Annotated in this window: 15 protein-coding genes; 12 read left to right on the top strand and 3 right to left on the bottom strand. The window is 52.0% G+C overall.

Annotated elements, in window-relative coordinates; genetic code table 11:
• Positions 1 to 134 precede the first annotated feature (134 nt).
• Positions 135 to 1,106: a LysR family transcriptional regulator gene (locus ACZ5SR_RS08885; protein WP_151600919.1), complete on the bottom strand. Its 972-nt coding sequence runs from the start codon at positions 1,104 to 1,106 to the stop codon at positions 135 to 137.
• Between the two features lie 99 nt (positions 1,107 to 1,205).
• Between ACZ5SR_RS08885 and ACZ5SR_RS08890 the strand changes: the two genes are divergently transcribed.
• Entirely contained in the window at positions 1,206 to 1,622 is a 417-nt protein-coding gene (locus tag ACZ5SR_RS08890) for a cupin domain-containing protein (protein WP_291925199.1), read from the top strand.
• Between the two features lie 64 nt (positions 1,623 to 1,686).
• Here the strand turns inward: ACZ5SR_RS08890 and ACZ5SR_RS08895 are convergent, their stop codons facing one another.
• Positions 1,687 to 2,199 (bottom strand): hypothetical protein, encoded by a 513-nt coding sequence (locus tag ACZ5SR_RS08895; protein WP_151600917.1) that lies wholly within the window; start codon positions 2,197 to 2,199, stop codon positions 1,687 to 1,689.
• A 486-nt stretch (positions 2,200 to 2,685) separates the two neighbouring features.
• On the opposite strand from ACZ5SR_RS08895, the gene ACZ5SR_RS08900 reads away from it, so the two are divergent.
• From ACZ5SR_RS08900 to ACZ5SR_RS08940, 9 genes are all read left to right on the top strand, one after another.
• Positions 2,686 to 3,609, top strand: coding sequence for a LacI family DNA-binding transcriptional regulator (locus tag ACZ5SR_RS08900; RefSeq protein ID WP_151600916.1), 924 nt, complete (start codon positions 2,686 to 2,688; stop codon positions 3,607 to 3,609).
• A 684-nt stretch (positions 3,610 to 4,293) separates the two neighbouring features.
• On the top strand, positions 4,294 to 5,202 hold the full coding sequence (locus ACZ5SR_RS08905; RefSeq protein WP_464448398.1) for an SDR family NAD(P)-dependent oxidoreductase: 909 nt from the start codon (positions 4,294 to 4,296) through the stop codon (positions 5,200 to 5,202).
• Between the two features lie 8 nt (positions 5,203 to 5,210).
• A complete protein-coding gene (locus tag ACZ5SR_RS08910) occupies positions 5,211 to 6,677 on the top strand; it encodes an aldehyde dehydrogenase family protein (protein WP_464448399.1) in 1,467 nt (488 codons plus the stop codon).
• Positions 6,678 to 6,726: 49 nt separating this feature from the next.
• Positions 6,727 to 7,761 carry an aromatic ring-hydroxylating dioxygenase subunit alpha gene (locus tag ACZ5SR_RS08915; protein ID WP_464448400.1) on the top strand — a complete coding sequence of 345 codons (1,035 nt, stop codon included), beginning with the start codon at positions 6,727 to 6,729 and terminating at the stop codon, positions 7,759 to 7,761.
• 37 nt (positions 7,762 to 7,798) lie between these two features.
• Positions 7,799 to 8,986 carry an ABC transporter substrate-binding protein gene (locus ACZ5SR_RS08920; protein ID WP_464448401.1) on the top strand — a complete coding sequence of 396 codons (1,188 nt, stop codon included), beginning with the start codon at positions 7,799 to 7,801 and terminating at the stop codon, positions 8,984 to 8,986.
• 81 nt (positions 8,987 to 9,067) lie between these two features.
• Positions 9,068 to 9,931, top strand: a complete 864-nt coding sequence (locus ACZ5SR_RS08925; RefSeq protein WP_464448402.1) for a branched-chain amino acid ABC transporter permease — start codon at positions 9,068 to 9,070, stop codon at positions 9,929 to 9,931.
• Between the two features lie 13 nt (positions 9,932 to 9,944).
• Positions 9,945 to 10,934 carry a branched-chain amino acid ABC transporter permease gene (locus ACZ5SR_RS08930; protein WP_464448403.1) on the top strand — a complete coding sequence of 330 codons (990 nt, stop codon included), beginning with the start codon at positions 9,945 to 9,947 and terminating at the stop codon, positions 10,932 to 10,934.
• Complete coding sequence (locus tag ACZ5SR_RS08935; protein ID WP_464448404.1) at positions 10,931 to 11,716, top strand: ABC transporter ATP-binding protein; 786 nt, start codon at positions 10,931 to 10,933, stop codon at positions 11,714 to 11,716. Before ACZ5SR_RS08930 ends, ACZ5SR_RS08935 begins: the two co-directional genes overlap by 4 nt.
• Positions 11,716 to 12,438 (top strand): ABC transporter ATP-binding protein, encoded by a 723-nt coding sequence (locus ACZ5SR_RS08940; RefSeq protein WP_464448405.1) that lies wholly within the window; start codon positions 11,716 to 11,718, stop codon positions 12,436 to 12,438. The genes ACZ5SR_RS08935 and ACZ5SR_RS08940 overlap by 1 nt, the downstream gene beginning before the upstream one ends.
• A 19-nt stretch (positions 12,439 to 12,457) precedes the next feature.
• Here the strand turns inward: ACZ5SR_RS08940 and ACZ5SR_RS08945 are convergent, their stop codons facing one another.
• Positions 12,458 to 13,210, bottom strand: a complete 753-nt coding sequence (locus ACZ5SR_RS08945) for an IclR family transcriptional regulator (protein WP_464448406.1) — start codon at positions 13,208 to 13,210, stop codon at positions 12,458 to 12,460.
• A gap of 144 nt (positions 13,211 to 13,354) precedes the next feature.
• Between ACZ5SR_RS08945 and ACZ5SR_RS08950 the strand changes: the two genes are divergently transcribed.
• Both ACZ5SR_RS08950 and ACZ5SR_RS08955 read left to right on the top strand, forming a co-directional pair.
• Entirely contained in the window at positions 13,355 to 14,629 is a 1,275-nt protein-coding gene (locus tag ACZ5SR_RS08950) for a Rieske 2Fe-2S domain-containing protein (RefSeq protein ID WP_464448407.1), read from the top strand.
• Between the two features lie 150 nt (positions 14,630 to 14,779).
• The gene (locus ACZ5SR_RS08955) at positions 14,780 to 15,559 is read left to right on the top strand and encodes an SDR family NAD(P)-dependent oxidoreductase (RefSeq protein ID WP_464448408.1); all 780 of its coding nucleotides are present in this window, start codon (positions 14,780 to 14,782) and stop codon (positions 15,557 to 15,559) included.
• Positions 15,560 to 15,562 lie beyond the last annotated feature (3 nt).

The following is a 15,562-nucleotide window of genomic DNA, read 5'->3' on the forward strand; positions in this document are numbered from 1 at the left end:
GCGTGCAGACGGTGCGCGTGTCCGCGCTCAGAAGCAGAAACTGCATGATCATTGCAGCGGCTGGTGGCGACGGAGGTTTGACAAGACTGCAGCTAAGCCCGGGATTGCGGTTGTAGACGCTGCGGAGTGCAGGGTCACGAATTTGCTTGCATCTCGCGGCGTAGCTGCTTTGCGCTTAACGAGTGCATGGGTCGGACGATGCCCCGAGTGACCATGGCGAACAACTCCGCACTTGGCGCTAGCGTGCGGTTTCTTAGCCGAAGCAATCCAATTGGCATGCCGATGGGCAGATCTATCGGTAGAACCCGCAGGAATCTCGGCACTTTCCCGAAGCGAAGCACCGAGCCGTACATGGCTGTGAGAAACCCGTTTGTCGCAATCAGCTCATATCGGACGAGCATTGACATAGACGTGACGACGGAGTGTGGCAGCTCCAACCCGTGCTTGCGCAGCTCAGTTGCCAACTGTGCTGTTACCCCGCCGTCTGTCACTGGAAGCACCCATTGTTGGCGGGCGGCTTCCTCCAATGTCGTCGTTCTTCGACTTGCGAGTGGATGAAGTGCTCCAGCGACTATGAACAATCGATCATCGAACAACCGGTCGAAAGTCAAGCCATTGTTCTCAACACCCAATTGCTCGCGGCCTATGCCGATGTCCAGCGATCTCGCAAGTACTTCGCTTCCGAGCTTTCCCGACTCAAGTTCTGCCACATGGAAACGGAATTTAGGCCGCTCTTTGAGGATGGTGGTGAGAGCCAGAGGCAGCATTCCAGCACACATGCTTGGTGTGCCCCCGAGCCGCAACTCTCCAATGCTTGCATCTGCCAACGCGCCCAACTCGTCTACAGCTTGACGCAGCTCCTCAAACATTCCCGTCGCCCGCCGTAATAGAACCTCGCCTTGAGGAGTGGTAGTCACGCCCCGATTCGTCCGATCGAACAATCGAACGCCGAATGTCCGCTCCAGTTCGGCGATTGACTTTGAAAGTGCCGGCTGTGTGAGGCCGATCTCGTTCGCGGCCTTCAAGATGCTTCCAGACTGCGCTACCGCGAGAAAAAGACGCAGCTCGCGCAGCGTCACCCTTCTGTCGATCAAACTCACGCTCATTCGGTATAACCCACGGTGGATATCTAAACGCCCATTATCGATACCTGAACTATACCCCGCATGCTAGACTGCACCCCTCATGACACTGAAGGAAGAAGCATGAAGAAACTCGTATGCACCTTTTGCGCTCTGCTGGTCGGTCCGGCCATTTCCAATGCGCAGGCCTTAGCTGGGGCAACAGGCGAGCGCGCCGGCATCACTGCTGTAGCACGGCATGTTTTCGACGACATAACTATGCCGGGCAAGGAGTTTCGTGTGCTTCACACGACGTATGCTCCGGGCGGTCAAAACCCGAAGCACTACCACCCTTCCCATGTGGTGTTCTATGTGCTCGAAGGATCGGGCGTTTGGCAGGAGGAGGGAAAGGAACCCGTCACGCTGAAGCCGGGGGACAGCCTCCACGTTCGGCCCGGGATGATTCATGCGCACCGCAATTTGAGCGCAACGGAAAAACTCGTTTTTCTAGAGTTTGTTATCGTAGACAAGAGCCAGCGCAGCACAGTCCCGATGCGATAGCAAGAACGGCAGCCGATCAATACGGGGGACTCCTCCGAGTTGGACCTAGATATCGATGCGAAGGTCAAGTGTAGATGGCTCCTGGCTCTCGTATCGGCTCTGCCAGTGACTTGCAACTATCAAAGTGGTGTCTCCGCATTGCGCCTCCTTGCCTGCCGGGCTTAGAGCAGTGCGGGCACCTGACTATCGGCAACGCAAGGTGCCCTTCCGAGATGCTTTCTTTGTGAGCTTGGGTTTTTGACACTCCAGCTCGGCTCGCGCTCATCCTGTCTCGAGTGCAAGTTGAAGGTTGTCGCCCCAGCTTGGCCTCCCGGCTGTTCTCCTCACAGGCCTTGATCTCCACGTTCCCCACCGCGTAGTCGCCCAGGTCGTTCTTGCGCGACATGCAGAACTTTCCGCGCCCATTCCCTCGCAAGTGCAGCTTGCCGCTCTCCGTCCAGACCTGCAGCCACTCCTCGAAGGTCATCGTGACCTGGATTCGGTGGCCGTTCCGATCTGGTTTCCGGCGCCGTTGCGTTTTCTTCTGTACGTTGTATGCGTCGCGCAGCTTGCGCAACTCTTGATCCGTCAGCTTCATGCTGATCTCCTTTTGAAGTCGGCCTACGCTGGGCCGAACTCCAGTCTGCGTTCGCAGCCCTTTCCCAGCAATATTCCTTCGCGCAGCTAGCCTGCACCCCACGCTCTGCCCGCGCACCTTACAGCCCCAGGGTGACGTCTGGCTGCCCCATCGCTTGACGATCAGCACTCTGCGTACGCGGAGCACTGCTCTACATAGGTGCCGTCGTGGGCCACGCTGCCGGCCAGCTTGAGCGAAACGGCCAAGCCGACAATCGGAGCCTAAGTTCAGCCGCCTGGTCTGTGGACAAGGTGAAGTCGAAACGAAGATTGAACTCCCGCTCTACGAGCGACTTGCACGGCATGCCATTCGGCGGGATAAGAAACCTATGTGAGTTGCTGACCTCAACCTCACCGATCTCATTCACGAACTCCATCTCACCGCGATGACCGACTGCCGGTACGGCTCGTGCGGAATGCTCGTTGAGGCAGTAGTGCCTCGCGTGCTTTGCGCACACCCGAGAAGGTATCCAAACCGGCAATCGAAAAGGTCAAGCAAGCGGTCATCGCTACTGGCTACATACCCAACATGCTAGCGGGTGGCTTGAAGTCGCGTCGCAGCATGACTGTAGTCGGTTTAGTTCCGATCATTTCCGTGCCGCAGTTCCTGCCCACAGTACGGGTCATGACGGAAACGTTGGATACGAGCGGATATCAACTTATCCTTGGGCAGACCGGTTATGACCATGCGCGCGAGGAAAAGCTAATTTCAAGTTTGATGGGGCGTAGACCAGACGGCGTAGTTGTTGCCGGTCAGGTGCACTCGCCCAAGGCTCGCGAACTCCTGAAAAATCTTGGTGTTCCAGTTGTGGAGACCTGGGACCTTAGCGAGCATCCAATTGACATGATTGTTGGCTTTTCGCACATCAAGGTGGGCAATGCGGTGGCTGGTTTTTTCCTGTCGCGCGGGTGGAAGAATGTGGCCTTAGCCACGGGTGATGACGAGCGAGCCCAACAGCGACGCCAAGGATTCATGGCCACTTTTGGTCACGACGTTCCCACGGTGACGATTCCCGCCCCTAGCAACCTGGCAAGCGGGCGACGGGCGCTGAGCGAAATCCTGGAAAAAGAGCCGGGCATCGAGGCCATCTTCTGCAGTTCAGACGGACTTGCCCAGGGTGTGCTGGTCGAGGCGCTTGCGCGTGGCTTGCGGGTTCCGCAGGACTTGGCACTGTGCGGTTTCGGCGATGCCGACTTTGCGGCCCACTTGGTGCCGTCACTCACGACAGTGCATGTGGACGGTGCGGGAATTGGCCGCATGGCAGCCGAACTAATCCTGAGCCGCTGCGCCGGGAAAGAAGTCCCTCAGAAGATTAACGACATCGGTTTTCGCATCGTTGAGCGGGAATCAACGGCCTTGCGTTCAGAGTAGCCGCCAGCCCTGATTCCGGTAATCAGCGACGAACTGGTCCATGCTCTTGCGCTAATGACTTTCTGCTTCTGGCCGATCTGCTCCACGAGCTACTGCTATCGGCAAGTGCTGTGACCGTCAGCTAATGGCCGATAGGCGCAATCGACCCATTTCAGCCATTGAACCCATGAAAGAAGTATCAAGAATTGCCACCAAAGACAACGAGCCAGTAATTTAGTTTTTTGCAGATGAAGACACTTTACAAGCAGTGTTTTCTGGGCAACGTAGACGTCCGAACTTGAGTTCAGACAAAGTCAGCACACTCATCCTCAATACACACAGGGCATCTGATATTTGTCAGGCATTGATGCCTGCTGCGTTTTCCACATTGAGAACTAATCCACTGTTCAAGCACGCAGATCTGATTTGATGTCATGACCGAGGTAGTCAATAACGCTATTGTTTGACTGGTCACCTGTCTGCAAAAAATACGTTCGATTTGATGACGCGTTATGCGACAAACATGTGGTCTGTCCGTATTTGTTTCGAGCTACTGACTTTGCTCTAGACATATGAATTCAAGTTTCACCACCTTGAACCTAACGATTTTTTGGATGCAGCTCGCTGTCCTAGATATCAAAATATAGGGTTTCCCCTAGTATTTGTGAATGGCATTGTCCGTAGAATAGACTCTGAGTCCACCAAATGGACATGATCCAAAGATCAAAAATTGCTTGCTCGATAGATTTACCCCGTGAATTGCTAATGGGGATCGATAGCGCGGTGCAAACCTCAAACGCAACTCGACAACAAAGAGAAGAAAGACGCACGATGAATCAGATGCCAAATGGAAAGCCCATGAGATTAGCCAACAGAGTCGCAATCGTCACTGGGGCAGCACAAGGAATTGGTGAAACCTACGCACGAGCGTTGGCCAAGGAAGGTGCATGTGTGGTGTGCGCGGATGTCCTGGATGCTTCTGGAGTTGTCAACCAAATCACAGAGATGGGTGGGCAGGCCATCTTTGTTCACACTGATGTAACGTCCCGCGATTCAGTTGAAAAAATGACCCAGGCTGCAGTCAAGACATTTGGACGTATCGATATATTGGTAAATAACGCAGCAATCTTCGGCAACTTAATCCTCAAACCATTCGAGCAAATTGAGTCTGCAGAGTGGGATAAGGTGATGGCAGTAAATGTTCGAGGGTCCTTTGAGTGTGCAAGGGCGGTCAGCGAAGTGATGCGTCAGCAGCGCTATGGAAAAATTATCAACATTGCCTCGGGTACGGTGTTCAAAGGAACACCACTCTTTTTGCACTACGTAACTTCAAAAGGAGCGGTGGTTGCAATGGCGCGATGCTTGGCTCGTGAACTTGGCAACGACAATATTTGTGTCAATACACTCGCACCCGGTCTGACTCTTAGCGCTAACGTCAGTGCCAATCCCGATTGGCAGGGTTCAGTCGCAGCAGGCATCGTGGCATCGCGTTCGATAAAGCGCGATCAAGTACCCGATGACTTGACTGGCACCCTCATATATCTTGCAAGTGGCGAAAGTGACTTTGTTACTGGCCAAGTGATTGTGGTGGATGGTGGATCGGTTACGCACTAAGAACAGCCATGCACAACACAGCACAACTCTATATAGACGGTCGATGGATGCCATCAAGTCAAGGCATCAAAGCCCCAAGCTTGGATCCAGCAACCGGTAGCCAGATTGGTTGGTTTAGCGCTGGTTCCTTAGAAGATGCGGAGGCTGCAATTACCGCAGCCAGACGCGCATTTGAGAAACCTGTATGGTCACAGTCGCCACGGCTCAGGCAAAACGTGATGAACGAATGGGCAAACAGACTCGAAGAAAAGGCGGAAACACTTGCGCAACTACTAACCCTAGAAAACGGGAAGGTTATCGCTCAATCGCGAGGCGAGTTGGCTGGTGCAATTTCAGAGATTCGCTACTACGCTGGACTGGCTCGTCACATCCAGGGACACGTACTCGAGGTGGAACCAGGCGTCTTCTCCACAATGCTCAAGGAGCCTGCTGGTGTTGCGGGAATTATCGTTCCATGGAACGCCCCAGTGATTCTTTTGATTCGGTCAATTACGCCTGCTCTAGCTGCTGGGTGCACCTGCGTAATTAAGCCAGCACCTCAGTCTGCATTGATCACTGCGGCTGTAGTCAGAGAGTTGACTGACATGGCGTCGTTGCCTATTGGCGTCGTGAATTTGGTAAGTGAGACAGGCAACGAAGTAGCACAGTTGATCACCACCTCGCCCGAGGTGGACGTGGTTAGCTTTACAGGTTCCAACATAACAGGTCAGCGCATCATGGCCGCTGCCGCACCCACCATGAAGAAGCTGTCATTGGAACTGGGTGGTAAATCATGTTGCCTTGTTTTCGAGGATGCCAATATCCCAAACATCGCGCCACAACTGGCGGCGGCAGCAACAGTGATCTCAGGACAGCAATGTACAGCTGCACGACGGGTGTTGGTGCACGAATCGCGCTACGAAGAAATGAAGACGGCACTGGCGACGGCACTAGCCGCAATCAAGGTTGCACCTGGAGGTACTCCCGGAGCACAGATGGGACCTTTGATCGACCGAGTCACCGCAGAAAAAGTACAGGGGCGTATCGAGCAGGCCATGGATGATGCCGACGAGGTCATACTTCGTGGACAGCGCCTAGGCGGTGCAATGCAGCAAGGTGGCTTTGTATCTCCAACTCTCGTGGCGCATCGAGATACAAGTGCTTCTTTTGTTCAAGAAGAAATTTTTGGTCCTTTAGTTGTTCTCGAGAAATTTGAGACAGAGTCCGAAGCGGTTACTAGGGCTAACCACACCGAATTCGGTCTGTCTGCCAGTGTGTGGACCCAGCAAAGTGCGCGTGCTTGGCGAATCGCTCGCGCTCTCCGAAACGGCACTGTTTGGATCAACGACCACAACAAGTTGTGTGCTGAAGCAGAAACCGGTGGATACCGCCGCAGCGGCCTTGGGCGACTTCACGGAGTGGATGCGCTGATCGATTTCACAGAGATTAAACACATCTACCAAAGCGTAGGAGTGCTTGAACCCCCTATGAACTGACTAGAGAAGCCAGTTCTGTTCGTTCATAACCTTTAGGAGAGACCAAAACATGTTCCCCAAAAATGCATGGTACGTGGGTGCAACGCCCGATGAAATCGAGGGAAAGCCACTGGGTCGCAAAATTTGCGGCGAGCCAATGGTGTTCTTTAGAGGACCCGATAACAAGGTCGCAGCGGTCGAGGATTTCTGTCCACATCGCGGTGCGCCGCTGTCATTGGGTACTGTTGAGAACGGCAAGCTGGTTTGCGGATACCACGGCCTTGAGATGGGCTGTGACGGTAAAACAGTAGCGATGCCTTGCCAACGCGTAAGCGGTTTTCCGGCAATCCGAACCTTTGCCGTGGTGGAGCGCTATGGATTCATTTGGGTCTGGCCAGGAGATGCCGAGCTGGCGGATCCATCAAAGATCCACCATCTGGCTTGGGCAGATGACCCAGCTTGGGCTTATAGCGGTGGCTTGTATCACGTTAAATGTGATTATCGGCTCATGATCGATAACCTCATGGATTTAACCCATGAAACTTATTTGCATCCGACGAGTATCGGACAGAAAGAAATTGACGAAACACCCCCCAAAACACGAATTGAAGGGGACTGCGCAATTACCGAGAGGTATATGGAGGGCATCATGGCGCCTCCATTCTGGAAAGCGGGTCTGCGGGGTAACAATTTAGCCGATGACGTCCCAGTGGACCGCTGGCAGATCTGCCGCTTCTATCCTCCAAGTCATGTATTGATTGATGTTGGCGTTGCGCATGCTGGTAATGGGGGATTTCACGCAGACCCCAAAGTTAAGGCTTCCAGTACGGTCATCGATTTCATTACGCCCGAGACCGAAACTTCTACATGGTACTTCTGGGGTATGGCCAGGAACTTTAATGCACAGGACCAGGCTCTGAGCGATCAGATCCGCGGCAGCTTGAGCAAGGTGTTTTCAGAAGACCTGCAGATGCTAGAGATGCAGCAAGTGAATCTTAAAAATAACGTAGGACGAAAGCTACTTAGTCTGAACATTGATGGTGGTGGAGTTCAAGCTCGCCGGATCATTGACCAATTGGTTGCCGAAGAAAAAACTAATTCCTAATGGATTTCCAAACCACACGTAATCAGGAGACAAACACATGAACTCACGACGTTTCGTTTTGACAGGTGGTGCAGCCTTGGCCGCATCGGTTTCAAGTAGTCTTTTGCTGCCTCGGTGGGCAAATGCTCAAGGTTCTAAATTACGGGTTGGCCTTATGCTGCCGTTTACAGGGACGTTTGCACAACCAGGTATCGCCGTTGAGAATGGTTTTCGCTTAGCGCTAGCGCAAAACGGTGATAAGTTAGGTGGACGTGAAATCGAATTCGTCAAGGTAGATGATGAATCCAATCCAGCTAAAGCGATCGAAAATGCGACTCGTCTTGTACAGCGAGACAAGGTTGACGTCTTGATCGGTTCAGTTCACTCTGGTGTTCAGATGGGTATACATAAAGTTGCCCGTGAAACGGGTGTGCTCAACATCATCCCTAACGCTGGCGTGCACGTGGCTACGCGTGCGCAGTGTGCGCCCAATGTCTTCCGAACCAGCTTCACCAATGCACAGCCTACGCTAGCACTCGGCAAGGTCATGGTTGATCGTGGCCACAAAAAAGCTGTCTGGATTACATGGAACTATGCTGCTGGCGAAGAGGCTTTCGAAGGCTTTGAAAAAGGCTTTACAGAAGCTGGTGGCACGATTGTCAAAAAGTTTGGTTTGCCATTTCCCAACGTCGAATTTCAAGCGCTTCTTACCGAGATTGCATCGTTGAAACCAGACGCCGTGGCTTGCTTTTTTGCTGGTGGCGGCGCTGCAAAATTTTTGAGAGACTATGCGGCCGCAGGTTTAAATAAAACAATTCCTTTATATGGTTCTGGTTTTCTGACTGAAGGTGTGCTTGATGCGGCTGGAGATGCTGCAGAAGGTGTACTCACAACACTTCATTACAGTGACTCTCTCGATACGCCTCGCAACAAGCAGTTTCGCTTGGAGTATGCCAAGACTTTCAAGGCTCAGCCGGATGTTTATGCTGTGCAGGGATACGACGCCGGTCTTTTGCTTGTCCATGGTGCCAATGCTGTCAAAGGTGATTTTTCGAATAAGAAGTCACTTTACGCCGCGATGGAAAGTGCCACGATTGACAGTCCGCGCGGAAAATGGACCATGAGTAAATCTCATAACCCAATACAGGATATGTACCTGCGTCAAGTGGTTAACAAAGACAACAAGGTAATTCGAGTAGCACAGAAAGCTGTCGCTGATCCAGGTACGGGTTGCCGTATGGGTTGAGTGGTCGGTTTTTTCCTTCAGCGGCGAAATTCGTCTTTAAGATATTTCGCCGCTTTTTTATTGCCTTTTGGTTTTTCATAAGTGGACGCTACCAATTTTTTTATCCAATTGCTCAACGGCCTGCAATACGGTTTGCTGCTGTTCATGCTGACTGCCGGACTGACGTTGATCTTTGGCATCATGGGCGTGATCAATCTAGCGCACGGCAGTTTCTACATGATTGGTGCTTACTTAGCCTGGTCATTGTCAGCGCTCTTTGGAAACCTATTTGTGGCCATAGTGGTCGGCGCTCTCTTGTCGGTGGTCTTGGGGTGGGCATTGGAATGGATTCTTTTCCGTCACTTCTACCATCGCGATCACCTAGATCAGGTACTGCTTACTTTTGGCCTTATATATATTTTTGAAGAATTGCGTTCGTTACTGTGGGGCGACAACGTACATGCGGTGCAGATGCCCAAAGTGCTGGACTGGTCGATTCAATTAACCGATAACTTGGCCTATCCGGTTTACCGTCTGTTCATGTCGTGTATTTGTCTGTTATTGGCTGTCGGCCTTTATCTGTTGATTTCTAAAACACGACTTGGCATGAAGATACGCGCCGGTGCTTTCAATCACGATATGACAGAAGCGCTTGGTATCAACATTCGTCTGATACACGGTATTGTCTTTGCTCTCGGTGTTGGTCTCGCCTCTGTTGCCGGAATGATTGCTGCGCCCATATCAAGTGTTTACCCCAGTATGGGTAGCAGTGTGCTGATCATGTGTTTTGTGGTGGTCGTGATCGGTGGTATCGGCTCGGTACGTGGAGCACTAGTAGCGTCACTACTCGTAGGGTTGGTTGACACCTTTGGCAAGGTACTGCTGCCTCAAGTTGCAGGCATGTTGGTTTATATGGTGATGGCAATAGTGTTGCTTTACAAGCCCGAAGGTTTGTTTAAACAGTGAGATTTGATTCAAGATGAGTTCTCATTCCCAAGTTCCGCTCGAACGCTTGCCTCGCGCAGTTCGTATTGCTCTGTTGTTGGGCGGTCTCGCTTTGGCAACTTTCCCATTGGTACCCATGGATGGGCGCGACTTCTACTTGCAAATGCTCACGCAGATGATGATCTTGGCTATCTTTGCGATGAGCTTGGACTTATTGCAAGGCGTGACTGGCCTTGTATCGCTTGGCCACGCAGCTTTCTTTGGCCTCGCCGGTTACTCACTTGCATTTCTCATGCCCACCGATATGCCGATCAGTTTGTGGTGGTCGTTGCCAGTGACCGCTTTAGGCGCGGCATTAGCTGCGCTCATCATTGGCGTTTTTGTGGTGCGTACCCACGGGATTTACTTCATCATGGTCACCATGGCCTTTGCTCAGATGATCTATTTCCTGTTCTTCGATAACAAATCATTGGGGGGCTCAGATGGTGTCTATGTCAACTTCAAACCGCAAGCATCCATCGCAGGCTGGGATGGCATCGACTTAAACAACAAAGTTACCTTTTTCTATTTCACGCTGATATTGTTAGCGGCCACATACTTGTTTCTGCGTCGCCTATTATTTTCACCCTTTGGCCGAGCTCTGGCTGGTATTCGCACGAACGAACATCGAATGCGCGCTATAGGTTATGGCACCTACGGATATAAGCTGACCGCTTTCACACTTGCGGGTGGCTTGGCAGGCGTAGCTGGGTATTTATGGGCAGCACAAACTGGTTACGTAAACCCTGACTTGATGGGTTTCCACATGAGCGCACATGCCATCATGATGGTCACTCTTGGCGGGATGGGCAACATTGCCGGTGCTATTGTCGGTGCCTTTGCCTTTGAATATACGTTGCATCTATTTAAAGACACGACCAAGCACTGGCAGCTATTGATGGGTTGCTTCATTGTTTTGATGGTGGTGTTTGCGCCAAAGGGCATCATGGGTCTGCTTGTACGTCAGAAGGAAGCCTCAAAATGAGCACCGCAGTCACCTCTGCTAAAGACGAAGTGTTGTTGAGTGCACGCGACTTGACCAAAAGATTTGGTGGCTTAGCTGCGGTCAATGGCGTGAACCTTGACCTTCGCCGTGATCGCATCCTTGCCGTCATCGGCCCCAATGGTGCTGGCAAGTCCACGCTGATCAACTTGCTCTCAGGCGATATATTGCCAAGCTCTGGAACGGTAATGATGGGCGGCTTAGACATCACCCGCTACAGTCCCGAAGCTAAGTCTCAGCGCGGTCTAGGACGCAGTTACCAGAAGACCAATATTTTTAGTAGTTTCACAGTTTGGGATAACGTACGTTTAGCTGCTCAATCCCGTCGCCGATATGCCCCTTGGAATCCTGTGCAGTGGTTCATTTGCGCCGACGATCAGCTAGCTATAAATGCCAGTTGCGAACGTGCGATTGAACTCACCGGTCTTACGGCACGCTCCAATGCCGTCGCCGCTACGATCAGCCATGGTGAGCAACGGCAGTTAGAAATTGCGATGACACTGGCTACTGAACCACAGGTACTCCTGCTTGATGAACCTCTGGCCGGCATGGGCCAGGCTGAGGCTGAATCCATGGTCGAGCTTCTGCTTAAATTGAAGAAAGGTCACGCAATATGCCTAGTGGAGCACGATATGGATGCTGTATTTACGTTGGCTGATTGCTTGACTGTTATGGTGAACGGTCAGGTGATTGCTAGCGGAAGTCCATCTCAGATTCGAGCCGACACAGCAGTACAAGCGGCTTACTTGGGTGAGGAGCACTGATGAGCAAAATCACCACGGCGTTAGTCCACGCGACTGGGTTGAACACTCACTACGGTCAAAGTCACATCCTTCGTGGCATTGATTTTGAAGTGCTGCCGGGACAGACCATTGGACTAATGGGCCGTAATGGAATGGGTAAAAGCACCCTGCTTAAAAGTCTGATGGGTCTAGTCAAACCAAGCTCAGGTCTGATCCATGTCAAAGGCCAGGAAATGACTGGCGCACCACCTTTTGAGGTCGCGCTTAAGGGTATCGCCTACGTGCCAGAAGGGCGGGGTATCTTTGGAAATCTGAGCGTAAAAGAAAACTTAATCATGGCAGCGCGTGCAGGAAGCCAAGGCCAAATTGAGTGGACTTACGACCGTGTGATGGATACCTTTCCACGACTTAAAGAGCGCCTTGGTCATGGTGGGCAACAACTCTCAGGTGGGGAGCAGCAGATGCTAACCATTGGTCGCGCTCTGATGACCAATCCAGACCTGCTCATTCTGGACGAGGCTACTGAAGGCCTTGCGCCGCTGATTGCGCGTGAGATTTGGCGCATTTGCGCACTAATCCGAGACAGTGGCATCAGTAGCATCATCGTCGACAAGAACTGGAAGCATGTGACCCAGATCACCGATAAGAACGTGATCTTGATAAAGGGTCAGGTGGTGTTTGAGGGGGACTCTCCTACCTTGCTTTCCCAGCCTCATTTACTGGAACAGTATCTGGGCGTGTAATGTGGGTTAGTTGGTAATGTCAGCGCTGTCCCAATGCCTGCGATAGCTTTCGAGCTTCTTCCTTGAGGAGTTTTGTGAACCCTTCCACACAAGCATCGTTCACGCGCACGCTGGGGCCAAAAACGGCAAGGGAGCCCATGACTTTATCGTTGCCATAAAAGAACGGGACAGCGACGGCGACTGCGCCTTGTATCAGCTCATCCCGGCTGATTGCGTAGCCTTGCTCTCGAATCTGCTGCAAGGCATCTAGGTAGGTCGGTACATCCACGATTTTGCCCGCGTCCCTATTTAAATAAATTTCTGGCGTAGGAACATGGGCAAGAATGGCTCGGCCACTTGCACCTAAGGTGACATTTTCCTGGTAGCCCAGACCTCGTTTGAAACTCAGCGGCTGAGCACTAGGCAACTCGGCCACGCATATCCGGTTGTTGCCCTGGTGTACGAGAAGGGCTACGGTCTCTCCAGTCTGGTCCCACAAGCGGCGCATCATAGGTTGTGCCACGTTAGCGAGGTCCAAACTTGAACTCCATACATGCGATAGATGCGCTACCGACGGCCCTAACTCAAATTTTTGGGGATCTCCAGATGAAACTATGAACCCGCTGTTTTCCAGTGTACGCAGAAGTCTGTAAAGAGTTGGACGACTCAGATCCACCCGCTTGAGCAGTTCGCTTGCTGTCAGTTGATGGTCTGCTGCTGTGAACGCCATAAGAATTTCGAGGGCCCTATCTACAGCACGAACACTGTCTCCCAGTTTTTCAGTTTGACTCATAGATCTATCTCTAGTTGGAATAGCGCGATGTTATCTGTGCATTTGTCCGCTGTGTGGATTTCTGAATCAAAAAATCTTGACATCCTCTGATTTGTCCGTAAAATGGACATGATACTCACACAGCGGACAAAAGGAGATGAACCTATGAACAAGGAAATATCTGAAACACTGACTCGCGTTGGCCCTGGTACTCGGATGGGTAACCTAATGCGTCGCTATTGGGTACCGGCCCTCATGTCGAGTGAGATTGCTGATCCCGATGGGCCGCAGGTTCGCGTGCAATTGCTCGGCGAAAAGCTGTTGGCATTTCGGAATACCGATGGCAAGGCTTGTTTGATCAGCGAGTTCTGCTCACACCGTGGCGTGTCGCTTTATTTCGGGCGTAACGAAGAAAATGGCATCCGTTGTGCATATCACGGCGTGAAATTCGATGGCAAAGGGAAGTGTGTAGACGTGCCCTCATCACCTCAGGCCTGTGCGCGTATGCACATCAAAGGTTATCCGTGCATTGAGCGCGGCGGCATAGTTTGGACATATATGGGGCCATCTGACCAGCAGCCAGCATTGCCCGAACTCGAGTGGTGCACTCTGCCGCCTGAGCACGTGTTCGTGTCTAAGCGACTGCAATACAGCAATTGGCTGCAAGCAATGGAAGGTGGTATCGACACGGCACACGTGTCCTATGTGCATAGCTTCGAGGTGGACACTGACCCGATGCACCGGGGAGTTAAGGCCCTTGACTACATAAAGGCTGATGGAAACGTTATTTTCGAGATCGAAAAGACACCATTCGGTCTGAGTCTTTTTGGCCGACGCAATGGTGAGCCCGATTCATACTATTGGCGTGTTACTCAATGGTTGTTTCCTTGGTTCACATTGATTGCCCCTTTTGGTGATCACGCGCTAGGCGGGCATGTGTGGGTGCCAATCGATGACCACAATTGCTGGGCATGGAGCATTAACTGGCAGCCCAGTCGGCCGCTCACGCAAGAGGAGCTTGCGGCCATGCAGGAGGGCAAGGGTATTCATGTCGAATACGAAACACCCGACAGCTTTATCCCTAAACAGAACCGCGATAACGATTACGGAATGGACCGCGTGGCCCAAAAAGAGAAGCGTGCTTATAGCGGAATCTTTGGGTTCTCAGCGCAGGACTATTCACTGCAAGAAAGCATGGGGCCCATCCAAGACCATCAGGCAGAAAATCTACTTCCAACAGACAAGGCCATCGTGATGGCGCGCCGCATGCTGCAAGAGGCGGCTGTAAGTCTCGAAGAGGGTAAAGAGCCGCCCGCTCTTGACGCTAGTCAGCAACGGGTGCGACCAGCCGGTGTCTTGCTGCCAAAAGACCAAAACCCTGTCGAATGGGCTCGTGAACATCTCGCAGACAGTACAACGAAACCAGTTTTCAGTCTGTGAAGTCTTTGCTGAGGTTATGAATAAAGAAAATCTTAATGACATTACTCATCAACATCGTAGTGACCGTTGAAACTTCTGCGTTCTTGACCAAGTTTGACGCTAAAAAAGCTCAGTGCACCGTTTGCCCCCCCTGAATTGGAGTTAATAAATATGAGCGAATCCCGACTAGTCGGTAAGGTCGCGCTGATCACCGGTGCAGGTGCAGGTATTGGCGCAGCAACAGCCACACTATTTTGCCGCGAAGGTGCAGCCATTGTCTTGATAGATACAGATGAGCAGGCACTGGCTCAAACAAGTTCAACAATCTTGGCGCTATGGCCAGAGGCTAAAGTGCTCTGTGTTGTCGCGAACGTTAGCAATGAAGATGACGCGAAGTCAGCTGTTCAAAAATGTGTTTTGCAGTTCGGAAGATTGGACATATTGGTGAACAATGCGGCCATGCGTAACTACACAGCAGCAGCGAACGCTACGCCTGCTGAGTGGCAAGCGATGGTGAATGTCAACTTGGTCGGCATGTCTAACTACTGTGCGGCTGCATTGCCTGCATTGCGCCAGTCTGGCTCTGGCAGCATCGTGAACGTCTCGTCATGCTATGCGGTGACTGGACGTCGAGGAATGGCACTTTACGATGCAACAAAAGCTGCTCAACTGGCTTACACACGCACTCTAGCATTCGAGGAGTCCGCTCACAAAGTTCGCGTCAATGCGGTGTGCCCAGGTTCTACGCTAACTGACTTTCATGTCGATCGAGCTAAAGGTGCGGGTAAAAGCATCGACCAACTCCGAAGCGAACGAAAAGACACCTCATTGATAGGACGATGGGCGGATCCGGAGGAAATAGCTTGGCCAATCGTTTGGCTATCGTCCAATGAGGCCTCGTTCATCACTGGAACCACACTCATGGTGGACGGTGGGTTGCATATCATGTAACTC

This window comes from Limnohabitans sp. TEGF002 (assembly GCF_055395845.1).

What these genes read in the sequence shown, in the direction of transcription:
- ACZ5SR_RS08955 (WP_464448408.1), top strand. Translation starts at nt 14,780, where the DNA reads ATGAGCGAATCCCGACTAGTCGGTAAGGTCGCGCTGATCACCGGTGCA.
- ACZ5SR_RS08910 (WP_464448399.1), top strand. Translation starts at nt 5,211, where the DNA reads ATGCACAACACAGCACAACTCTATATAGACGGTCGATGGATGCCATCA.
- ACZ5SR_RS08895 (WP_151600917.1), bottom strand. Translation starts at nt 2,199, where the DNA reads ATGAAGCTGACGGATCAAGAGTTGCGCAAGCTGCGCGACGCATACAAC.
- ACZ5SR_RS08905 (WP_464448398.1), top strand. Translation starts at nt 4,294, where the DNA reads ATGGACATGATCCAAAGATCAAAAATTGCTTGCTCGATAGATTTACCC.
- ACZ5SR_RS08930 (WP_464448403.1), top strand. Translation starts at nt 9,945, where the DNA reads ATGAGTTCTCATTCCCAAGTTCCGCTCGAACGCTTGCCTCGCGCAGTT.
- ACZ5SR_RS08950 (WP_464448407.1), top strand. Translation starts at nt 13,355, where the DNA reads ATGAACAAGGAAATATCTGAAACACTGACTCGCGTTGGCCCTGGTACT.
- ACZ5SR_RS08890 (WP_291925199.1), top strand. Translation starts at nt 1,206, where the DNA reads ATGAAGAAACTCGTATGCACCTTTTGCGCTCTGCTGGTCGGTCCGGCC.
- ACZ5SR_RS08945 (WP_464448406.1), bottom strand. Translation starts at nt 13,210, where the DNA reads ATGAGTCAAACTGAAAAACTGGGAGACAGTGTTCGTGCTGTAGATAGG.
- ACZ5SR_RS08935 (WP_464448404.1), top strand. Translation starts at nt 10,931, where the DNA reads ATGAGCACCGCAGTCACCTCTGCTAAAGACGAAGTGTTGTTGAGTGCA.
- ACZ5SR_RS08915 (WP_464448400.1), top strand. Translation starts at nt 6,727, where the DNA reads ATGTTCCCCAAAAATGCATGGTACGTGGGTGCAACGCCCGATGAAATC.
- ACZ5SR_RS08885 (WP_151600919.1), bottom strand. Translation starts at nt 1,106, where the DNA reads ATGAGCGTGAGTTTGATCGACAGAAGGGTGACGCTGCGCGAGCTGCGT.
- ACZ5SR_RS08920 (WP_464448401.1), top strand. Translation starts at nt 7,799, where the DNA reads ATGAACTCACGACGTTTCGTTTTGACAGGTGGTGCAGCCTTGGCCGCA.
- ACZ5SR_RS08940 (WP_464448405.1), top strand. Translation starts at nt 11,716, where the DNA reads ATGAGCAAAATCACCACGGCGTTAGTCCACGCGACTGGGTTGAACACT.